This is a genomic window from Crocosphaera sp. XPORK-15E (genome assembly GCF_034931425.1).
Taxonomy (GTDB): Bacteria; Cyanobacteriota; Cyanobacteriia; order Cyanobacteriales; family Microcystaceae; genus UHCC-0190.
The window spans coordinates 74,956-94,575 of sequence record NZ_JAYGHQ010000014.1 but is presented as its reverse complement, the minus strand read 5'-3'; the positions used below and the strand labels follow the sequence as shown (position 1 = coordinate 94,575).

The 19,620-nt window shown below is 38.9% G+C and carries 24 protein-coding genes; 7 read left to right on the top strand and 17 right to left on the bottom strand.

Features of this window, described 5'->3' with window-relative positions:
• Positions 1–57: 57 nt before the first annotated feature.
• Complete coding sequence (locus tag VB691_RS16445) at positions 58–1,290, top strand: NAD(P)/FAD-dependent oxidoreductase (protein WP_416245223.1); 1,233 nt, start codon at positions 58–60, stop codon at positions 1,288–1,290.
• 55 nt (positions 1,291–1,345) lie between these two features.
• Here the strand turns inward: VB691_RS16445 and VB691_RS16440 are convergent, their stop codons facing one another.
• Genes VB691_RS16440 through VB691_RS16430 form a run of 3 tightly spaced genes read right to left on the bottom strand, consistent with a single transcriptional unit; the run spans position 1,346 to position 5,273 of the window.
• Positions 1,346–2,641 carry a bifunctional folylpolyglutamate synthase/dihydrofolate synthase gene (locus tag VB691_RS16440; RefSeq protein ID WP_323292594.1) on the bottom strand — a complete coding sequence of 432 codons (1,296 nt, stop codon included), beginning with the start codon at positions 2,639–2,641 and terminating at the stop codon, positions 1,346–1,348.
• Positions 2,642–2,648: 7 nt separating this feature from the next.
• Positions 2,649–3,968, bottom strand: coding sequence for a HAMP domain-containing sensor histidine kinase (locus tag VB691_RS16435; RefSeq protein WP_323292593.1), 1,320 nt, complete (start codon positions 3,966–3,968; stop codon positions 2,649–2,651).
• A gap of 18 nt (positions 3,969–3,986) precedes the next feature.
• Positions 3,987–5,273, bottom strand: a complete 1,287-nt coding sequence (locus VB691_RS16430) for a hypothetical protein (RefSeq protein ID WP_323292592.1) — start codon at positions 5,271–5,273, stop codon at positions 3,987–3,989.
• A gap of 413 nt (positions 5,274–5,686) precedes the next feature.
• On the opposite strand from VB691_RS16430, the gene VB691_RS16425 reads away from it, so the two are divergent.
• The 5 genes from VB691_RS16425 (at position 5,687) to VB691_RS16405 (ending at position 11,715) form a co-directional block, all read left to right on the top strand.
• Complete coding sequence (locus tag VB691_RS16425) at positions 5,687–7,036, top strand: UDP-N-acetylmuramoyl-tripeptide--D-alanyl-D-alanine ligase (RefSeq protein ID WP_323292591.1); 1,350 nt, start codon at positions 5,687–5,689, stop codon at positions 7,034–7,036.
• Positions 7,037–7,093: 57 nt separating this feature from the next.
• A complete protein-coding gene (locus VB691_RS16420) occupies positions 7,094–8,080 on the top strand; it encodes a 3'(2'),5'-bisphosphate nucleotidase (protein ID WP_323292590.1) in 987 nt (328 codons plus the stop codon).
• Between the two features lie 10 nt (positions 8,081–8,090).
• The gene (locus tag VB691_RS16415) at positions 8,091–9,737 is read left to right on the top strand and encodes a DUF3352 domain-containing protein (protein ID WP_323292589.1); all 1,647 of its coding nucleotides are present in this window, start codon (positions 8,091–8,093) and stop codon (positions 9,735–9,737) included.
• Between the two features lie 291 nt (positions 9,738–10,028).
• Positions 10,029–11,009 carry an NB-ARC domain-containing protein gene (locus tag VB691_RS16410; protein WP_323292654.1) on the top strand — a complete coding sequence of 327 codons (981 nt, stop codon included), beginning with the start codon at positions 10,029–10,031 and terminating at the stop codon, positions 11,007–11,009.
• Positions 11,010–11,133: 124 nt separating this feature from the next.
• On the top strand, positions 11,134–11,715 hold the full coding sequence (locus VB691_RS16405; RefSeq protein ID WP_323292588.1) for a Uma2 family endonuclease: 582 nt from the start codon (positions 11,134–11,136) through the stop codon (positions 11,713–11,715).
• 54 nt (positions 11,716–11,769) lie between these two features.
• On the opposite strand, the gene VB691_RS16400 is transcribed toward VB691_RS16405, so the two are convergent.
• From VB691_RS16400 to psbA (VB691_RS16370), 7 genes are all read right to left on the bottom strand, one after another.
• Positions 11,770–12,036 carry a Txe/YoeB family addiction module toxin gene (locus VB691_RS16400; RefSeq protein WP_323292587.1) on the bottom strand — a complete coding sequence of 89 codons (267 nt, stop codon included), beginning with the start codon at positions 12,034–12,036 and terminating at the stop codon, positions 11,770–11,772.
• On the bottom strand, positions 12,029–12,289 hold the full coding sequence (locus VB691_RS16395; protein ID WP_323292586.1) for a type II toxin-antitoxin system Phd/YefM family antitoxin: 261 nt from the start codon (positions 12,287–12,289) through the stop codon (positions 12,029–12,031). The genes VB691_RS16400 and VB691_RS16395 overlap by 8 nt, the downstream gene beginning before the upstream one ends.
• Positions 12,290–12,353: 64 nt before the next feature.
• Positions 12,354–12,641 carry a type II toxin-antitoxin system mRNA interferase toxin, RelE/StbE family gene (locus tag VB691_RS16390; protein WP_323292585.1) on the bottom strand — a complete coding sequence of 96 codons (288 nt, stop codon included), beginning with the start codon at positions 12,639–12,641 and terminating at the stop codon, positions 12,354–12,356.
• A gap of 2 nt (positions 12,642–12,643) precedes the next feature.
• Positions 12,644–12,850: a hypothetical protein gene (locus VB691_RS16385; RefSeq protein WP_323292584.1), complete on the bottom strand. Its 207-nt coding sequence runs from the start codon at positions 12,848–12,850 to the stop codon at positions 12,644–12,646.
• A 131-nt stretch (positions 12,851–12,981) separates the two neighbouring features.
• On the bottom strand, positions 12,982–14,052 hold the full coding sequence (gene psbA, locus VB691_RS16380; protein ID WP_323292582.1) for a photosystem II q(b) protein: 1,071 nt from the start codon (positions 14,050–14,052) through the stop codon (positions 12,982–12,984).
• A gap of 138 nt (positions 14,053–14,190) precedes the next feature.
• The gene (locus VB691_RS16375) at positions 14,191–14,559 is read right to left on the bottom strand and encodes a GTPase domain-containing protein (protein ID WP_323292583.1); all 369 of its coding nucleotides are present in this window, start codon (positions 14,557–14,559) and stop codon (positions 14,191–14,193) included.
• A 166-nt stretch (positions 14,560–14,725) separates the two neighbouring features.
• A complete protein-coding gene (gene psbA, locus VB691_RS16370) occupies positions 14,726–15,796 on the bottom strand; it encodes a photosystem II q(b) protein (protein ID WP_323292582.1) in 1,071 nt (356 codons plus the stop codon).
• A gap of 152 nt (positions 15,797–15,948) precedes the next feature.
• Here psbA (VB691_RS16370) and VB691_RS16365 point away from each other — a divergent pair, with 152 nt between their 5' ends.
• Positions 15,949–16,794, top strand: a complete 846-nt coding sequence (locus VB691_RS16365) for a lysophospholipid acyltransferase family protein (RefSeq protein ID WP_323292581.1) — start codon at positions 15,949–15,951, stop codon at positions 16,792–16,794.
• A gap of 196 nt (positions 16,795–16,990) precedes the next feature.
• Here VB691_RS16365 and VB691_RS16360 read toward each other — a convergent pair whose 3' ends face one another.
• From VB691_RS16360 to VB691_RS16330, 7 genes are all read right to left on the bottom strand, one after another.
• Positions 16,991–17,110: a photosystem II reaction center protein J gene (locus tag VB691_RS16360; protein ID WP_293154114.1), complete on the bottom strand. Its 120-nt coding sequence runs from the start codon at positions 17,108–17,110 to the stop codon at positions 16,991–16,993.
• 35 nt (positions 17,111–17,145) lie between these two features.
• Positions 17,146–17,265 (bottom strand): photosystem II reaction center protein L, encoded by a 120-nt coding sequence (locus VB691_RS16355; protein WP_323292580.1) that lies wholly within the window; start codon positions 17,263–17,265, stop codon positions 17,146–17,148.
• A 9-nt stretch (positions 17,266–17,274) separates the two neighbouring features.
• Positions 17,275–17,409 carry a cytochrome b559 subunit beta gene (gene psbF, locus VB691_RS16350; RefSeq protein WP_323292579.1) on the bottom strand — a complete coding sequence of 45 codons (135 nt, stop codon included), beginning with the start codon at positions 17,407–17,409 and terminating at the stop codon, positions 17,275–17,277.
• A gap of 25 nt (positions 17,410–17,434) precedes the next feature.
• On the bottom strand, positions 17,435–17,680 hold the full coding sequence (gene psbE, locus VB691_RS16345) for a cytochrome b559 subunit alpha (RefSeq protein ID WP_323292578.1): 246 nt from the start codon (positions 17,678–17,680) through the stop codon (positions 17,435–17,437).
• 117 nt (positions 17,681–17,797) lie between these two features.
• Positions 17,798–18,790 carry a photosynthesis system II assembly factor Ycf48 gene (locus VB691_RS16340; RefSeq protein ID WP_323292653.1) on the bottom strand — a complete coding sequence of 331 codons (993 nt, stop codon included), beginning with the start codon at positions 18,788–18,790 and terminating at the stop codon, positions 17,798–17,800.
• Between the two features lie 111 nt (positions 18,791–18,901).
• Positions 18,902–19,249: a rubredoxin gene (locus VB691_RS16335; protein WP_323292577.1), complete on the bottom strand. Its 348-nt coding sequence runs from the start codon at positions 19,247–19,249 to the stop codon at positions 18,902–18,904.
• 189 nt (positions 19,250–19,438) lie between these two features.
• Positions 19,439–19,612: a zinc ribbon domain-containing protein gene (locus tag VB691_RS16330; RefSeq protein WP_323292652.1), complete on the bottom strand. Its 174-nt coding sequence runs from the start codon at positions 19,610–19,612 to the stop codon at positions 19,439–19,441.
• Positions 19,613–19,620: the final 8 nt, after the last annotated feature.

Below are 19,620 nucleotides of genomic sequence, written 5' to 3'. Positions count from 1 at the left end.
TCTTCCGAGTAAACTAGAAGATGGTTACAAAGAGGTAGTAGATCCTAAAAGATGAATATGAATCAATTATTAACAGTTATCGTCATTGGTGGGGGTGCTGCTGGTTTTTTTGCGGCCATAACTTGCGCTAATACCTATCCTAATACACAGGTTATTTTATTAGAAGCAGGTCGTCAACCTTTAGCCAAAGTTCGTATTTCTGGAGGAGGTAGATGTAATGTTACTCACCACTGTTTTGATCCGGTACAATTAATTAATTATTATCCGAGAGGAAGTAAGGCATTAAGAGGGGCATTTACCCGCTTTCAACCAAGGGATACAGTTGCTTGGTTTGAGTCTCAAGGGGTTAAGTTAAAAACTGAATCTGATGGGCGAATGTTTCCCATAACTGATAATTCAGAAACTATTGTTAATTGTTTAATTAATACTGCCTTAAATGCAGGGGTTAAATTACGCACTCAAACCCCTGTTAAATCTGTTAAAAAAGTTGATAATGGGTTTGAAATAGAATTAAAAACTGGAGAGATTTTATCAGGCGATCGCCTTTTAATTGCCACCGGAAGTAACCCATTAGGCTATCGTTGGGCCAAAGATTTAGGCCATACCATTGAACGTCCTATCCCTTCTCTATTTACCTTTAATATTAACGATCCACGCTTACAAGGTTTAGCCGGAGTTAGTGTAGAAAATGCTGCGGTTCGTCTCTTAAATTCAGGTAAAAAACCTTTACAACAAATTGGGCCAGTTTTAATAACCCATTGGGGTTTAAGTGGCCCAGCTATTTTGAAATTATCGGCATTTGGAGCGAGAATTTTACACGATAATTCCTATCAAATGTCCCTATCTATTAATTGGGTTTATCCTCAAAATACTGAAGAAATAAAACAAATTTTATTAGAAAGTAAATCTCAATTTACTCGTAAATTAATAACTAATTTATGTCCCTTTGAGATCCCGAAAAGACTCTGGCAAAAAATCATCAACTATTTAAACATAAATGAATCTAAAAAATGGGCTGAATTATCTCAAAAAGAAATTAATCAATTAACCCAAGAATTAGCCCAAGGACAATATAAAATCAAAGGAAAAGGAGTATTTAAAGAAGAATTTGTTACCTGTGGCGGTATTAATTTAAAAGAAATTGATTTTAAAACAATGGAAAGCAAACCCTGTCCTAATTTATACTTTGCTGGCGAAATTTTAGACATTGATGGAGTCACCGGAGGCTTTAATTTTCAAAGTGCCTGGACAACTTCTTGGTTAGCAGGAAAAGCAATAGGAAAACATTAAATTAAGTAGGGGTCAACGGCCGTTGACCCCTACCATGAGGACTTAGTTAACAATATTAATAATCATTACTATTATTCTTAACACGCCAGCCATAAGTAGCATTAAGATGACGAATATAAGGATTAGAATTAATCGCTTGATCAATCATATAAGCTGAGCCTGTTAATACCAAAATATCATCTTTTTCTAACCTTTTAAATTCTTGTTGATAGGCTTTTTCCGGATTATTTTCTACCAAAACATCAGGAAAATCTAGCCTTAATTGCTCTGCCAAATCTTCAGGATTTTGACCAGCATAAGAAGCCCCAGTAATCACAATTCTTTTAGCTAGTTTAAGAATAGATGCAAAGACTTGACGCACATCTCTACTCCGTGTTAAACCAAGCAAAAAACAAAACTTTTGATTAGGATAAGTATAACTTAATTCCTCTGCTAAACGAGTAATTTTATCGGGATTATGTGCCACATCAACAATCACATTTGGAGCCACATTAGCAAATCGGCCCGGTAATTTAGACACCATAAATTCCAGTAAATGAGCAAGCGTAAGATCTGGATGAAAATAACGAATTACTTGACTCGCAAGGGCTAAATTCCGTAACTTAAATTCAGGGGCATTTGGTTGAAGTTCTCGCATTTTTTCCACTGCCTTTTGGTCTATTTGTATCACATTTGCGCCTTCTGCTTCTGCCGTTTTCACCACATAGGGTAAAGCAGCATCCATTTCCGCCGTAAAAAAAGGAACCCCAGGACGAGCAATACCCGCTTTATCCATGGCTCGCTGCCATAGTTCCGTTCCCAAGGACTGAGGATGATCGTTACCCACATTCGTCAACACACAAGCAACCATATCCAAGGCCATCAAAGGTGTATAGCGTCCCCCGCAGCCAACTTCCATGATGCCCCATTTAACGTCATACTGTTCAAATAGGTGCAGAGTCATCAAAATACCTGTTTCAGCAAAGCTTAGGGAAGTCTGTTCATACCCTTCCTTTAAAAATTGTCCATAAAGCTCTTGAATCTTCCTGTAAGCTGTCACAATATCATCATGGGCAACCTGTTGACCATTGATGTGAAATCGTTCTGCATAGTCAAAAACATGGGGGCCAGTCCAAGACCCGCTACGACTAACAGACTTGAAACCTTGTTCTAAATAATAGGCAACTGATCCTTTGCCATTTGTTCCCGTAATTTGAATTAGTTGGGTAGGATGTCCTTTGGGCCAAAAATACTTAATTACCTCCCGAAAAAAGGCGATCCGTTGCTTTTTTTCGGTCGTCCAATGGCTATGGTAAATTTCATCTAGGGTAACGAGGTAGCGGGGGTCAAATTGATCTATGTTTTGATCCATTGAGCATTTATAAGGGTAAAGTTACTGTAAATATTGTCCCTTCTTTTAACACACTTTCTACTTTAATTTGTCCCTGATGATTTTCAATAATTGCCTTAGCGATCGCTAAGCCTAACCCTGACCCCCCAGAACTTTTACGGGAAGGATCAACTCGATAAAAGCGATCAAATAAATGAGATAAGGCAGCTTCGGGAACTCCTTGTCCTGTATCTTTAACCCTAACTTGTAACTGCGATAAGCGATCGCGTTTAATTCTTTGTAATTCTATCTCAACTGCTGCTTCTTTTAATGCTGTTTCTCCCTCATTTTCCTCGGAAAAACTATGTTCTAAAGCATTACTAATTAAATTTGTAAACAATCTTGCTAATTGATCCCAATCTCCTTGTAAGGTAAAATTATCTTCAGAATTATTCTCAGCTTCCACAATATGTAAAGACAAAAAAATTCCTTTTTGTTCTGCAAAAGTTCTTTGTTCTTCTATCACTTCAATTAACAAAGCATCTAAGGGAACTTCTTGTTCACGGATTTCTAACATCCCACTATCAGAGCGAGCTAAAAATAATAAATCGTTGACTAAATTCCCTAATCTTTGAGTCAATCTTTCAACTACTTTTAACTGTCTTTGTTGCAGTTGTGGATCGGCTTCTGGATAAGCTAAAGCCATTTGTACATTAGTTTGAATTATCGCAATGGGATTTCTTAATTCATGGGAAGCATCTGCTGTAAATTGTTTTAAACTTTGATAAGATTCTCGAATCGGTTTAATAGCTATTCCTGATAATAACCAACCAATAAATCCTACAATAATAATTGTAATAATTGTACCAAAAGCCAGATCAATACTCAATTGATGAATCGGTTTTGTAACTTCAAACCAAGGATGACTAACCCTTAAATAACCCAAAATATAGCGATCAAAATTAATTCTTTGAGTGACTTGTCTGAGAATGCGATCGCCCCCCAGATGCACTGTTTCTGCTCGTCGGTTAAGATGAATAGGGATCAAAGGTGGCTCAGCAAAAGTAGACCAAACTAATTGGCCTTGGGGGTTAAACCATTCAAGATCAATGTGATCATCTTCCACCCCCTCAGTATTGTCCCGAAAACTCGCTTCTACATTCACTTTATAGCGTCCCTCAGCCAAGGAAACCGATTGAATGACTAAAGATCGGTTGACCACTTCTACCACGTGCTTAAGGGTATCATCAACCCGTTCCACCAAGGTACTGCGAACATAAAAAAACACCCCTGTAGCAAACAGAAGGAGCAAAATAGCCGTTACCGCAGTGTACCATAAGGCTAAACGGCGGCGCGTGGCTTGAAACATAAGAAACTATCAAAGAGGTTATCTCATCTTAACTTGTTTTAAGCAAGATAAATCTACTTTGCCAAAATGGACACTAAAAGCTAACTGAAGATTTTCTAAAGATTTAACCAACCAAGGAACCCCTTCTCTCGCAAAAGATTCATAGTGATTAAATAAGATAGAAAAGCGTTTTTCTAAATAGGGTTTTACTTTATTACAGATTAGAATAACTTTGAGCAATACTCCCATAGTTTGAGTAACGCCTAAATTAGCAATCATATCCACAAAAACATAGTGTTCCGGTTGTTTAGAACTTTCTACAACAAAGAAATTCAACAACTGACTTGAAGTGCGTAACATGAGAAACTCGCTTGGTTTCTGCTGATTACATTCCGGTAGAGTATTTTGTAAAATTTGATAGAGTTTTTTGTTAAATTGACCTTTAGTATAGTTCGAGTCCAAAGAACTGAGAATATATTCATATAAGTCATCTTTATAGCGTCCAAAACTTTGAGTATGAACAGTATTACTTAAAAAGTTTTGTGACATACTTTTATAGGTATAACCGCCATCCACTGTGCCGACAAAGTGTTTTAAGGCATGGTTTAACTCTTTATCTTTTAAGAGGGTAGGATTTTTGACAGGACGAATAATCCGTCCTTCCTCTTGAGATGCTTGGGGAGTGTGGGCCATTTGTGCTAGTCGCACTTTGTAGGTGACATAACGGGATAAATTGACCTCAAAACGCCGTTCTGTTTGAGATTTGATTTGTCTAACTGTTTGTTGGTGTTCTTGACTACTATCGTCTCCCAGTAAACAATGATTGTACAGGTAGGGATAGCGATCAATGAGATTGCCAATGGAGTTAGCATTGTGGGGGTTTTGCTTGTTATCAATTACCCGTGCTAGTCGTTGTAATTTGACATATTGATCGGACTGAGTAAAGTTTGTGACCAGATAGCGAACCCGATTGACCGTATTATTATAGCCACTACGAGGCGGTGCTAAATGCTCAAATAGAGCAATTAACTCAGGAATTGCAGCTTGAGACTGGGGCTGCATCTGCCAAGAGTTAATCAAAATGTGGCAACAACGGTTAAAAAAGTAGTTGAATTGATGTTCAATGTTCTTGCGCTTGGCAATGGTTTCTAAAGCAGCATACAATTGTGCTTCCCGAAAACCTCTGGCTTCCACAAATAAGCAGCGGAAGTCTTCTATCAACTGACCAGGAGAATCAGTTCTTACGTGCTGTAATAAGTAGTCGTAGATAACTTGTTCTTCTAATGAGACTTGTTGTCGAGTGTAATTTTGGGATAGATTGTTCATTGCCGTCAGCCCTTCTCAATTGATTAAATTCAACCTGGGGCTGTAAAATTCCGTTTATATTAGGAGTGAATTTATTGCCCAGTTTTTTGATGATGGTAGAAGTTTCTCACACATTTTTAGCCGTTTGGTTCAGATTAACAGTTGGTTTTCTCTCACTCAAGATTATCATAATCTGAAGAGTCTTTATTCGGGATAGTTCTCCAGGAAAAATTCTTGATCACCTCTCAGCTAACCTCTCTGAATGCTAATTCAAAATCAGACATAATCATATTAACACTCATTGCTCAATAATGACATTCCTTAAAGTAACGGAAAAGAACACCAATTGTATGTGATCGTGATCACTGTTTTCTATCTTTTTTTCTCAGTAAATTTGTTACCTTTTCATCCGTGTTCCTCTTATGTTAAATCTTATGAATCTCTGTGACATCTGCAATATTATTGGTCAAAACTCACAAGAATTATCCCTGGAGTTCCCAAATCAAGACATCAAGGGAATTAATACAGATAGTCGTGAAATCAAACCAGGAGAAGTGTTTTTGGCTTTGAGAGGGGAGAAATTTGATGGGCATTTGTTTGTAGAAACAGCCATTGAGAAAGGCGCAATCGCTGTTATTGTTGACGGGGTTATTTCCGTAAATTCTGTTAAGAAAATTCCACAAATCATTGTTAAAGATACATTAATTACTTATCAAAAAATTGCTAATGCTTGGCGAAATAAATTTACAATTCCCATCATTGGCATCACGGGATCAGTGGGGAAAACGACTACTAAAGAATTGATTTCGGCTGTTTTGGGCGTTTATGGAAAAGTTCATAAAACTCAGGCAAATTACAATAATGAAATTGGGGTTCCTAAAACTCTATTAGAATTGACAGCTAACCATGATTATGCTGTCATTGAAATGGCTATGCGGGCCCCTGGAGAAATTGCCTTACTGACTCAAATTGCCCGTCCCACCCTAGGAGTCATTACTAATGTGGGAACGGCCCATATTGGGAGACTGGGATCAGAACAGGCGATCGCTGAGGCAAAATGTGAGTTATTGGCTGAAATGGCTCAAGATCAGGTCGCTATCCTTAACTATGATAATAAGCGTTTAATCGAAACAGCAGCTACAAGGTGGCAAGGTAAAACCATAACCTATGGGTTGGAAGGGGGTGATATTACTGGAGAATTGCTTGATAATCAAAGATTACGGCTGGAAGGTCAAGATTTTCCTTTACCCTTGCCAGGCCGTCACAATGCCTTAAATTATCTAGCTGCTTTGGCGGTGGTGAGGCAGTTAAACTTAGATTTGACTCCCCTGACTCAAGGGGTTTCTGTCGAACTACCGAAAGGGCGATCGCAACAATATCAATTACCGGATGATATCTTGCTCTTGGATGAAACTTATAATGCGGGGTTTGAGTCCATGAAAGCGGCCCTACACCTCTTAAAAGATACCCCAGGGCAGCGACATCTTGCAGTTTTGGGAACTATGAAGGAATTAGGAGACAAGTCCCCTCAATTACACCGCCAAGTGGGGGAAACGGCTCAAAATTTAGGGATTGATCGTCTTTATATTTTGGTCGATGATCCAGAAGCTCAAGCCATAGCGGAGGGAGTCACAGATAAAATCGTAGAATGTATCCCTACTCAGGAAGATTTGGTACAACGGTTAATGGAAGTGATTAAACCAGGCGATCGCCTTTTATTTAAGGCCTCAAATTCCGTCGGTTTAAACCGGGTGGTGGAAAAATTACGTCAACAACTGAGTTAATATCGGGTTGAGCAACAGCCTAGAAGGCTGTGCTACCTAATTACTTAATAAACACACATGAACTATACAGAAGAAAAAAAAGTCGCTCTAGCTGCTGTTACTGCTGCGGCCCAGCTTTGTCAACGGGTACAAGGGGAGAAAGGGGCCCAAACCTTAAATAAAGCGGATACCAGTCCGGTGACGGTGGCTGATTTTGGGGCCCAAGCGGTTATCTGTCAAGCTTTAGCTGAGGCTTTTCCTGATGATCCTGTGATTGGGGAAGAAGATGCGGCAATGTTAGGACAACCGGAATTAGTTGGGGTCAGGACTCAAATTATTCAGCAAGTTCAAAAGATTTTGCCCACTGCCTCCCCCCAAAATGTGATTGACTGGATTAATCACGGGAATGGCACGGTGGCCCCCCGTTATTGGACATTAGATCCCATTGATGGCACAAAAGGCTTTATTCGGGGAGATCAATATGCGATCGCCTTAGCTTTAGTTGAGGAAGGAGAGCTTAAATTAGGGATTTTAGCCTGTCCGGCCTTTCCCCTCGAAAATGGCACAACAGGGCTGATATTTTTGGCAATTCGGGGTCAAGGATCTGTCGAAATTCCCCTTAAGGGAGGAACCCCCAAAGCCATCAAAGTTGATAATTCCGCAAATTTGAGCGAATTATGTCGGATTGAAAGTGTGGAATCTGTGCATAGCGATCGCGCTTTCCAAACGACGTTAGATCGGTGTTTAGGGTTAAAATCTCCCGCAAAACAGATGGATTCTTTGGCTAAATATGGGGCGATCGCTAGGGGTGATGCTCATCTTTATACAAGAATTCCTTTACCTCAATTTAAAGACAAAAAAGAAAATATTTGGGATCATGGCCCAGGGGTAATTATTGTTGAAGAAGCTGGAGGCATTGTCACCGATTTAGATGGGAAATGTTTGGATTTTTCCCTGGGGGCCAAACTCAGTAATAATCGGGGAATTCTCGCCACCAATGGGACAATTCATCAACAGGTGTTAGAAGCCATTAGAAAACAAGATTATAATAGAAGAAATCTTTAGGGGCAATTTTATGTCAATTAAAAATAAGTCCGGTTGCGGTTTTATTCCTGTAATCGGTATCACTGCTATCTTAGCGGGAAGTGCCGGAGCTTACTATTATTTGCAAGGCGAATTACCCTTTCTACCAAATCAGGGGATGAGTCCTTTAGAAGCAGTAGAAGTGGTTCCTGAATCGGCTTTTGCAAGTGGTTATCTTTCTACCAATGCCCAAAGTTGGAAAAATGTCTCTCAATATGGCACTCCTGACGCACAACAAAAGATGCAAAAAAATATTGAGCAGTGGAAAACTGATAGTTTTTCTGATAAAAATATTAACTTTGAACAGGATATTCAACCTTGGATAGATGGGGTGACATTTGCTTTTTTAGCTGCCCCGAAAACAGCAAAAATTGATGATAATATTAAAATTTTAGTGGTGGTAGGTATTAATAATAAAATTAAAGCGGCTCAATTTGGCAAAAAACTGGAACAACAACCAGGAATGATGTCCAAAGAACAAAAATATCAAGATATTAAGATTATTGAAACGACACAATCAAATGGGGATAACTTTAGTTGGGCGGTTTTGGGAGATAGACTCATTTTAGCTGAGGAAACTGATACGATTAAATATGCCATTGATACCTTTAAAGGAAACCCCTCTTATGCTGAAAAACCAGGGGTCAAAGAGAGTTTTTCTGATTCCCTTACCCTCAAAAATTCTTTCCTCCAGATCTCCATTCCCAATTATGGAGAAATGATGACACAAGTTCTCGCTAATACTCCTCAAGATCTGCCAGAAACTACCTTAAAACAATTAGAAAAAATTGAGTCTATTTTTCTAGGAATTGGAGCAGAAAAAGAGGGGTTACATTTACAAGTTATCGCTAATATTACCCCAGAAACTCTTGATGATATTCCCTCATCAAGTGCGGGTAAAGTCTTGGCTGAATTTCCAGGATCAACTTTGATATTTATGAATGGCAAAGGAATTGATAAAGGTTGGTCAAAACTGTTAACAGAAGGGTCTAAAGATCCCGATGGAGAAGCTTTTATCAACGAAATTAGGCAAGGTTTTAGTCAGATGAATTTGGATGCTGATCGTGAAGTTTTTGGTTGGTTGGATGGGGAATTTGGCTTAGGAATAATCAACTTAGGGCGAGGGGGTATTGCTAATTTTGGACTGGGAGGAATGATGTTGTTAGAAACTAGCGATCGCAGCACAGGACAACAAACCTTAGAGAAATTAAATAAACTCGCTCAACAGAATCCTTCTATTAGCTTAAATCAACGTAATATTAATAATATTGAAGTGACAGAATGGACAGTTCCCCAACAAGGTGTAATATTTTCCTATAGTTGGTTAAATAATCAAAATTTAATGATGTCATTAGGAACATCTTTGGAAACAATTAAAACCCAAAAAGAACAGCAAACTTTACAAAATAACCCTAATTTTCAAAGCACTACAGCCCTTTTACCTAATAATAATTTAGGGTATTTTTATGTCGATATTAACCAAGTTTATACTCAATTCAAGGCTTTTTCTGGTAGTCCAGTTGATCCAGAAAGTCAAGCTATTATTGAGTCTATCCAAGGGTTAGGAATGACGGTGACGTTTCCCAATAAAACCACCAGTCAATTAGATTTAGTTTTATCAATTAAGTCAGAAAAATAGAAACGTTGGCTGAATAATTGCATAATAATATTATGCCCCTTGGAAATTCTAGATATAAGCAGCAAAAAGCACCCTCTAAAACTTAGAGAGTGCTTTTTGCTAATATTTAGTTTGAAAGCCATGGTAGATACACCCATTGCGGAGAACAAAGAACACCAAATACACCAGCTACACCAGCTACACCAGCTACATTAGTAAGCTTAGACGCATTTACGTCGAGAAAATTCTCAATCTTTAGAGAATGAATTTAACAAGTTTTCCAATGGTCAAAATAATGATAGTAAATTCCCCATAATTGACTTAAAAAAAGCACCTCAATTAAGGTGTAATTATGGACGCACTTTAGAAATATCTACCTTAAAAAAATGGATAGAAAACCAAACACAATTAATAACAATTTATGGTTTAAGTGGAATCGGTAAAACAGCTTTAACTCTTAAATTAATCGAAGAAATAAAAACAGAATTTGATTATATTATTTATCGCAGTCTTGATAATATTCCCCAATTAATTGATATCAAAGATGACTTCAAACAGTTTTTTTTTACATCTCAATCAAACCTATTATCTGATATTATCGATTATTTAAGATCCTATCGTTGTTTAATTATTCTAGATGATTTAGAAAACATTTTTAAAATAGGTGAATTATCAGGTCAATATTTAACAGAATATAAAAATTATGGTAAATTCTTTAAACAAATTGCTACCCTATCTCATCAAAGTTGTTTGATTTTGATTAGTTGGGAACTTCCTCCAGATCTAGAAATATTAGAACAGGATCATCAATATACACAGATATTAAGTTTACAAGGTTTAGGGGAAGATGCAAAAGAGATATTAAGACATAAAGACTTAAAAAATCAAGAAATGTGGAATCAATTAATTAACCTTTATCAAGGTCATCCTAGCTGGTTAAATATCATAACATCAACTATTTTAGAACTATTTGATGGGGATGTTGAACTATTTTTAGAAGATCAGGAAAATAATATTTATTTAGGTGATTTAGAACCTATAATAGAATCTCATTTACAACGTTTATCAGCATCAGAAAAAAAGCTTATTAACTGGTTAGCTAGTCAAAATGAAAGAGTAAACATTGCCCAAAAACCTACTAACAGCGAATTATCTAAATCAGAATTTTTACAAGCAATTAAATCATTAATGCGACGAGGTTTAGTGGACAAAGTGCCAATAGACAAGCGATCGCACTTTAAAATCCATCCTATATTTAAACAATACATAAACCATAGTAACATAGGCTTCTAGCCTTTAGACACGCAAGATGGGTGTGCTATTATTTACATCTTATTATAAATATCTGCGATCGCTACCTCAATTTTTAATTTATTGGGTATTATAGTAATTAAATAGACCGGTTAAAACAAAAGAAATGAAAACCATTACCATTCCCAAAGGATTTAGAATAACTCCAGAACAATTCGAGCAGCTTGCACAAGCGGAACAATTAACAAGAATGGAGTTAACTAAAGATGGAGAATTAATTATTATGAGTCCTACTGGTGGCACAGCCGGAAGAAAAAACAGCCGTTTAACTCAACAACTTAGAAATTGGGCAGATATAGATAGAACAGGAGAAGTCTTTGATTCTTCTACAGTTTTTGTCTTACCTAATGGTGCTAGAAGAAGTCCTGATGTCAGTTGGATTAAGTTAAATCGGTGGAATCAATTGACTACAGCACAACAAGATGGTTTTCCTCCTCTTGCTCCTGATTTTGTTATTGAGTTAGTTAGTCCTAGTGATATTAAGAATCAAAGATACTCTGATTTACAAGCAAAGATGCAAGAATATTTAGATAATGGGGTTCAACTGGGTTGGTTAATTGAACCATCAATTAAAACAATAGAAATATATAGATTTGGAGCAGAAATAGAGATTTTAAATCATCCTCAAACTCTATCAGGAGAAGATGTTTTACCTGGGTTTATTTTGGACTTAACTGATATTTTGTAGGGGTTAAAACCAGTTCCCTCATGATCTTTATTCTAAAGTTTCTCTCAATGTATTTTATTCATAATGACTCCACATCCGTATAATTTTCACAACTTTTTTCTCTGGAAAAACCTGATAAACTAGACGGTGTTGAATATTAATCCGTCTAGAATAATAACCAGCTAAGTCACCACTAAGTTTTTCATAGCTTGGATAAGATTGATAAGGATTGTCTTTTAAGATATCTAACAACTTAGTTACTTGTTTTACTAAGCCAGCACTCACAAGCTTTCTCGTATCTTTTTCAGCTTGTTTAGTAAAAACTAATTGCCAATTATCCATTTAAAATGTCTCTAATTGCCGCTTCATTTATACAATCTTCAATCGGTGTATTTCCCCCTTCAATGATGGACTCAACCATACCAGGAATAGAATGTAAATAAAGTGTTTCTTGAATCGAATTCCAATCTTCTTCTGCAATTAAAACGGCATTTCCTTGTGTACCCGATAAAAGAATCGGTTGATGATTATCATTAGTTTGATTGACCAACTGCTCGATTTCATCCTTAGCTTGATTAATATTAATGATTTTCACAAAACACCCCTTGGATATACTTAATTATAATTATTATAGCAACTCATAAAACAGGAAAATCAGTCTATTTTCTATACACTTGATCATGACTACCAATATCAATTAGCAAAATGATGATTTCTAAACATTCCCCATCTTCCGAAAAATTAAAAATAATTCGGCAATCATAAGTTACCGAACAAGACCATAATGCTTCTAAATTGCCACTTAACTTATGGGTTTTTAAAGACGGTGTAAATGGGTCTTCTGCTAGTTTTCTAAGTACATCAAAAATTTTAGTTTTTAACTGAGGATTTTTCTTAATTAGCTTCTTAAACGAACGCTTAAACCCTTCACTCCATATCAGATCCATTATTAATCCTCATTCAAATCAGCAATTAAATCTTCCACTGTTCCTCTTTTAGCTGTCCCCTCAGCGATCGCTTCTTTTAATTCCTGAAAATTAGCCAAAATTTCCTTTTCTCTTGCCTTGAACCTGTGTTGATGCAGAATTTCCAATAACAAATCTTGTTCATCATCTGATAAACTTTGAAAAGATTTAATCATTTCCTGTAAAGTCATTATTTTACCTCTCCCAAAGTCAAGAGTTTATCATTCTATTCTATCGATAAACACAAAACATACACAGCAAAAAGCACCCCCTTTATAGAGAGTGCTTTTTGTTAACTATTCAGTTTTATTCAATCAAGGAATTAACCATTGATAGCGGGAGCGGAAATAGGCTCAGCAGAAGCTAAGTCTAAGGGGAAGTTGTGAGCGTTGCGCTCGTGCATTACTTCCATACCGATTCCAGCGCGGTTTAATACATCAGCCCAGGTTCCGATTACACGACCTTGTGAGTCTAGAATGGATTGGTTGAAGTTAAATCCGTTTAAGTTGAAAGCCATGGTAGATACACCCATTGCGGTGAACCAGATACCAATTACAGGCCATGCTCCTAAGAAGAAGTGCAATGCACGACTGTTGTTGAAGGAAGCATATTGGAAGATTAAACGACCAAAGTAACCGTGTGCAGCTACGATGTTGTAGGTTTCTTCTTCTTGTCCGAACTTGTAACCGTAGTTCTGAGATTCTACTTCAGTGGTTTCACGAACTAAGGAAGATGTTACTAAAGAACCGTGCATTGCGGAGAACAAAGAACCACCAAATACACCAGCAACTCCCAACATATGGAAGGGGTGCATTAAGATGTTGTGTTCTGCTTGGAACACGAACATGAAGTTGAAGGTTCCACTGATTCCTAAAGGCATACCATCAGAGAAAGAACCTTGTCCGATGGGGTAGATTAAGAAAACAGCAGTCGCAGCAGATACAGGTGCAGAGTAAGCAACACAGATCCAAGGGCGCATTCCTAAACGGTAGGAAAGTTCCCACTGACGACCTAAGTAGCAAAAGATTCCAATTAAGAAGTGGAAGATTACTAACTGGTAAGGGCCGCCATTGTAAAGCCATTCATCTAAAGATGCGGCTTCCCAGATGGGATAGAAGTGAAGACCAATTGCGTTGGAAGAAGGAACAACAGCACCAGAGATGATGTTGTTTCCGTAAAGTAAAGAACCAGCTACGGGTTCGCGGATTCCATCAATGTCCACAGGAGGAGCAGCGATGAAAGCGATGATGAAACAAGTGGTAGCAGTTAAGAGGGTGGGGATCATCAGAGTACCGAACCAACCGACATAAATGCGGTTGTTGGTGCTTGTGACCCACTGGCAAAACTGTTCCCAGACGGAAACGCTTTCGCGTTGTTGTAAGGTAGTAGTCATTTGGGTATAATTCCTTATTGATTTTTCAAGGTACGATAACTTTGGCTTTTTGCCTTTCAGCAGTTTGCCTTTTGTATGATGATACTATCATAGACAATTTGTAACAGTTTGTAAAGTGCTTTAACATTAGTATTACCTTTAGGAGTGATAAGCTAAACTTATCCAAGCAACGTGGATATGTTGATTAGGGTCACTTTGTCGCGCACGTTCATTGACGAATGACCTCACAGCATCCAGTGTTTCAGTGAAATCAGCCATTTCAAGTCCACGAGTATCAAAAATAGACAGTGGAATTCCTTCTTTTTTGATTTCTCTTGTATTTTGAGTAACAGGACGACCTTGACCCGTTGTTGCAAAATTTCCTTGAAAAATGGCGTTGATTAGGGTACTTTTACCAACACCAGTACGTCCAGCAATTAAAATATTCACATGGCCACATTCTTTCAAAGCCTGATTAAGAGCATTTTTTACTACCGCTTCAAAATCGAAATCTTCTGTAATTGTCATTATCTTACGATCTGCTAAATACTGACTAAGTTTGTAAAGTTTGATCTTTGTTGACAGTATGCCCTGAATCAGAACAAAAATTGCTAGTCGTTGTACTATCCATACAAAAAGCACCCCCTAAAATTAGAGAGTGCTTTTTGTTATTTATTTAGTTGTAATCAAGGAATTAACCATTGATAGCAGGAGCGGAAATAGGCTCAGCAGAAGCTAAGTCTAAGGGGAAGTTGTGAGCGTTGCGCTCGTGCATTACTTCCATACCGATTCCAGCGCGGTTTAATACATCAGCCCAGGTTCCGATTACACGACCTTGTGAGTCTAGAATGGATTGGTTGAAGTTAAATCCGTTTAAGTTGAAAGCCATGGTAGATACACCCATTGCGGTGAACCAGATACCAATTACAGGCCATGCTCCTAAGAAGAAGTGCAATGCACGACTGTTGTTGAAGGAAGCATATTGGAAGATTAAACGACCAAAGTAACCGTGTGCAGCTACGATGTTGTAGGTTTCTTCTTCTTGTCCGAACTTGTAACCGTAGTTCTGAGATTCTACTTCAGTGGTTTCACGAACTAAGGAAGATGTTACTAAAGAACCGTGCATTGCGGAGAACAAAGAACCACCAAATACACCAGCAACTCCCAACATATGGAAGGGGTGCATTAAGATGTTGTGTTCTGCTTGGAACACGAACATGAAGTTGAAGGTTCCACTGATTCCTAAAGGCATACCATCAGAGAAAGAACCTTGTCCGATGGGGTAGATTAAGAAAACAGCAGTCGCAGCAGATACAGGTGCAGAGTAAGCAACACAGATCCAAGGGCGCATTCCTAAACGGTAGGAAAGTTCCCACTGACGACCTAAGTAGCAAAAGATTCCAATTAAGAAGTGGAAGATTACTAACTGGTAAGGGCCGCCATTGTAAAGCCATTCATCTAAAGATGCGGCTTCCCAGATGGGATAGAAGTGAAGACCAATTGCGTTGGAAGAAGGAACAACAGCACCAGAGATGATGTTGTTTCCGTAAAGTAAAGAACCAGCTACGGGTTCGCGGATTCCATCAATGTCCACAGGAGGAGCAGCGATGAAAGCGATGATGAAACAAGTGGTAGCAGTTAAGAGGGTGGGGATCATCAGAGTACCGAACCAACCGACATAAATGCGGTTGTTGGTGCTTGTGACCCACTGGCAAAACTGTTCCCAGACGGAAACGCTTTCGCGTTGTTGTAAGGTGGTAGTCATTTGGGTATAATTCCTTATTGATTTGTCAAGGTACGATGTATTGACACTATCATAATAAACAATTTATCACGTTTTGTAAAGGAAATTAACAAAACGTTTTATTATGATAGTTATAAGTTTTGTTTATATGTCTAATCATCACCATAGGTTAAATGAAGCATCATAAAACTTTTCACCCCGAACAAGGTTGGTCGCTAAACGAACGTGATCCCCAATTTATTGAAACGATGATGCCTTATTGGGAATGGTTTTATCGTCATTATTTTCGTGTTAAAACCAGTGGTTGGCATCATATTCCCTCCCAAGGGCCAGTTTTACTGGTGGGTTCCCATAATGGGGGACTTGCTTCTCCAGATACCTCGATGATGATGTATGATTGGTTTTGTCACTTTGGCACAGAACGGCCTGCCTATGGGTTAATGCACCAGTCTGCGTGGGCAATGAACTCTCTCTTATCTCGTTTAGCCGCTAAAACTGGGGCCGTGCGGGCCCATCCCAAAATGGCGATCGCCGCTTTAAAACAAGATGCTGGTGTCTTAGTTTATCCTGGGGGGGCGCAAGATGTGTTTCGTCCTTACACTCAACGACACAAAATTGAATTGGCAGGGCGTAAAGGCTTTATTAAACTTGCTTTAAGGGAAAAAGTAACGATTATTCCCTTAATTTCTATCGGGGCCCATGAAACCTTATTTATTTTAGGAGATTTTTACGAACAGGCTAAACAATTGCATCAATGGGGAATCCCTTGGTTATATGATATTGATCCAGAGGTGTTTCCTATTTATTTAGGGTTGCCTTGGGGTCTAGGTATTGGCCCTCTGCCTAATTTTCCCCTTCCTATACCAATACACACCCGTGTTTGTCCCCCTATTTGCTTTGAAAAATATGGGAGAGAAGCAGCTAATGATCGGATTTATGTGGATGCTTGTTACGATTTAATTGTGGCCACTATGCAGCAAGAATTAGATCAATTAGTGGCAGAAACTATGATTCAGTAAACATAAGATCACAAAACCCCGATTTTTAAAGACAGCAAACCAAGCATGACTTCGTTACTATTTGGTAAAAAATCGGGGTTTTCAAGCTGGGTGCAGGATCTCAGTAAACATAAAAAAGACCGCCTATTTTCATCAACAGGCGGTTATCTTATTAAACATCTCCAGGATGATTAATAAGCATTTAATGCTGAGCATTCTACATTGAAGAACCTAAACCAGCATAGGCACCGTAAAAGAACAGTCCAAGTACGGAAATAGCTCCGATACCAGCAATTAGACCGACAAGCCAAAGGGGAATTCTTCCTTCTGCAAACATGATTTACCTCCTAAATAATGTCTAAAAAACACAGATTAGTTAAAGAAATAGCTGGAAAATAGAATACCAAGAACTGCAACTAAAAGTAACCCTAAATATAGGGATGTACGGTTCAGTTCAACAGGTTGACGGTTGGGGTTTTTACTTCTGTCCATGAATGACTCCTATCGTTGAATAAACTGCATAGCGGCGATCGCACCGACAAAGAACACTGTAGGAACGGCTAACGCATGAATGGAGAGCCATCTTACGGTAAAAATGGGATAAGATACGGGTTGATTGGGATTGTTACTGGTCATGGTGTTAAACCTCTTTCTAGACTAATTACTTATTAAACTGTTCGATTTCTTGGCCAGCCTCATAGCGGTCTGTAATAATCGGTAATTCTTGACGATCCGCAGTAAAATACTCATTAGGACGGGGAGTCCCAAAAGCATCATAAGCTAAACCTGTGCTAACAAACAGCCAACCAGCAATAAATAACATAGGAATGGTGATGCTGTGAATTACCCAGTAACGGATACTGGTAACAATATCTGTAAATGGACGCTCTCCGGTAGTACCTGACATTTAAGTTTCTCCTGTTGAATCAATTACAAATGGCAAAATCTAGTCTACTACGATTCTGAAACAGTCTTACTTACTGCTGCATAAAACTGATACAACGCGACATATTATGTCACATACTTAAGCCGCTTCTGCGGAAGGTTCATATTTGAGTAAGACACCGTCTTGTCCCAAAATAAATCCCTTTTCAGGATTAACAAAAACGATTTTATAGAGGTTGGATGGCACATTTTCAACACTTCTATCCTTCCGCCAACTTTCCCCGTTATCAGAGCTAACCAGTAAGTTGCCACTACCGCCAGCCACCCAAAGTTCTTCGGGGGTGCGATAAGCCAAGTCTAGTAGTCCCCAACTGGTAGATGGTTCAGGATAGACCACTTCTTGCCAATCTTCCAAATCCTCTGGGGAACTGAATTGAAGTCGTCCACCCCTGGCTAATAACCAGAGGTTTCCCTTTTCACTGTAACCCATTTTTTGGAGTCGGCGAGAAGAGTTGCGGTTGTGGGGTGTCCATTCGCTTTGCCCAGGTTCCCAGGTGGAATAGAAGTTACCCCGTGCTGATACTGCCACATAGCGGCCATCAGGAGATCGCGTGATACTACGAGCCACGCCCACAGCACCTTCGACTAGGGCTGTCCAATTTTTACCGCCATTGGTAGTTTTGTAAATAGCCCCTAAATCAGTCACCATTTCAGCAGTTTCGGGGCCAAGGGCAACAATACCATCAGGCGCACCAGGGAGTTTTTCGCTTAAGGGAATGCGTGACCAATTTTCTCCACCATCTTCAGTATGAAGTAAAATGGCGGGTTTACCCGTGACCCATCCTTCTTCCCCGTTGAAACTGACAGCAGTAAAGCTGATTTTTTCGTCACCGAGATCAAGTTGGCGTGTTTGCCAGGAGTCTCCCCCGTCAGTGGTTTCAAATAGAGTTGCTTTGGTTCCCACTAACCAGCCATGTTGAGGGTTATCAGTAAAGGCAATATCCGCAAAGGTAGCATCTGTCTCTAAGGAGATTGTCTTCCAAGGGTTATTGAGGGTGGAAGGGACGTTACTGCAACTAATGCAAAATAAGGAAATGGCTATTAATATTACAAATTGTTTCAGTTTTCTCATTAAGACATTCATAAACATTGGAAAATCAGCTAATCGAGTCAGATAGAATGAGGATGGGGTTAATTATTCCGTCAGTGGGCGATCGCCTTTAGATGAGCCACCGCCTGAAACTTAATTTAACCCGTATAAACTCAGGAAAAAGAGAAACCCTAAGGCCAGTCCCCCAAAGATGAGCAGGTTTTTTTGGCCGGGAGTGAGGTTGTTAACCCCAAACCCGTAGTTTAGGTTTTCTTGAAACCCAGAGGGTGCTTTACTCGCCCCAATACTCGAAAATTGATTGGTACGGGCCCCACAGACTGGACATCGCCAGTCACTGGGCAATTCTTCAAAGAGGGTTCCAGGTGAAACATTTCCTTTACCGTCTCCCTTGCTAGGTTCGTAAACATAGCCGCAGAGACGGCATTCGTAGTCGGCTGGTGCAAGCTCAGCCAGGGTTTTTTCTGTAGGTCGTTCAGTCATTGCTTGAAGTAAGCAAATATTAAAAACTATGTTACAAATTATCGCATAAACTTAACAGTCTTCACAAAAATTGCTATGGAACGTGATGTACTCCCGGCGCTCTATCTGTACTCAGATGAGCGTCGGCTTCTCCAGTCTTTCGACCTTCGCGTTTTATAGTGAGGGAGACACCCAGCCCCATTTTTTTGTTCAAGATTCCAGAATTAAGGCGCGGAGCATTGATGCACCACAAGAACAATGATGCCATCTATCTCCCAATTCTTTTGGAACCCTGTTCAAACACATTGCACAATGTTGAGAAGTTCCTGCTGGATTTACTTTACGAACCGACCGTTCAGCTTTTTCAGCTTTGTACGGTAGAATCTCGTCTA

Excerpts from the sequence above, each read along its gene's own strand:
- VB691_RS16440 (WP_323292594.1), bottom strand. The coding sequence starts at position 2,641 with ATGGATCAAAACATAGATCAATTTGACCCCCGCTACCTCGTTACCCTA.
- VB691_RS16415 (WP_323292589.1), top strand. The coding sequence starts at position 8,091 with ATGTCAATTAAAAATAAGTCCGGTTGCGGTTTTATTCCTGTAATCGGT.
- VB691_RS16390 (WP_323292585.1), bottom strand. The coding sequence starts at position 12,641 with ATGGATCTGATATGGAGTGAAGGGTTTAAGCGTTCGTTTAAGAAGCTA.
- VB691_RS16405 (WP_323292588.1), top strand. The coding sequence starts at position 11,134 with ATGAAAACCATTACCATTCCCAAAGGATTTAGAATAACTCCAGAACAA.
- VB691_RS16355 (WP_323292580.1), bottom strand. The coding sequence starts at position 17,265 with ATGGACAGAAGTAAAAACCCCAACCGTCAACCTGTTGAACTGAACCGT.
- VB691_RS16435 (WP_323292593.1), bottom strand. The coding sequence starts at position 3,968 with ATGTTTCAAGCCACGCGCCGCCGTTTAGCCTTATGGTACACTGCGGTA.
- VB691_RS16335 (WP_323292577.1), bottom strand. The coding sequence starts at position 19,249 with ATGACTGAACGACCTACAGAAAAAACCCTGGCTGAGCTTGCACCAGCC.
- VB691_RS16365 (WP_323292581.1), top strand. The coding sequence starts at position 15,949 with ATGAAGCATCATAAAACTTTTCACCCCGAACAAGGTTGGTCGCTAAAC.
- VB691_RS16420 (WP_323292590.1), top strand. The coding sequence starts at position 7,094 with ATGAACTATACAGAAGAAAAAAAAGTCGCTCTAGCTGCTGTTACTGCT.
- VB691_RS16340 (WP_323292653.1), bottom strand. The coding sequence starts at position 18,790 with ATGAGAAAACTGAAACAATTTGTAATATTAATAGCCATTTCCTTATTT.
- VB691_RS16445 (WP_416245223.1), top strand. The coding sequence starts at position 58 with ATGAATCAATTATTAACAGTTATCGTCATTGGTGGGGGTGCTGCTGGT.
- psbE (WP_323292578.1), bottom strand. The coding sequence starts at position 17,680 with ATGTCAGGTACTACCGGAGAGCGTCCATTTACAGATATTGTTACCAGT.
- psbA (WP_323292582.1), bottom strand. The coding sequence starts at position 15,796 with ATGACTACCACCTTACAACAACGCGAAAGCGTTTCCGTCTGGGAACAG.
- VB691_RS16360 (WP_293154114.1), bottom strand. The coding sequence starts at position 17,110 with ATGTTTGCAGAAGGAAGAATTCCCCTTTGGCTTGTCGGTCTAATTGCT.
- VB691_RS16375 (WP_323292583.1), bottom strand. The coding sequence starts at position 14,559 with ATGACAATTACAGAAGATTTCGATTTTGAAGCGGTAGTAAAAAATGCT.
- VB691_RS16385 (WP_323292584.1), bottom strand. The coding sequence starts at position 12,850 with ATGACTTTACAGGAAATGATTAAATCTTTTCAAAGTTTATCAGATGAT.
- VB691_RS16425 (WP_323292591.1), top strand. The coding sequence starts at position 5,687 with ATGAATCTCTGTGACATCTGCAATATTATTGGTCAAAACTCACAAGAA.
- VB691_RS16430 (WP_323292592.1), bottom strand. The coding sequence starts at position 5,273 with ATGAACAATCTATCCCAAAATTACACTCGACAACAAGTCTCATTAGAA.
- VB691_RS16400 (WP_323292587.1), bottom strand. The coding sequence starts at position 12,036 with ATGGATAATTGGCAATTAGTTTTTACTAAACAAGCTGAAAAAGATACG.
- psbF (WP_323292579.1), bottom strand. The coding sequence starts at position 17,409 with ATGACCAGTAACAATCCCAATCAACCCGTATCTTATCCCATTTTTACC.
- psbA (WP_323292582.1), bottom strand. The coding sequence starts at position 14,052 with ATGACTACTACCTTACAACAACGCGAAAGCGTTTCCGTCTGGGAACAG.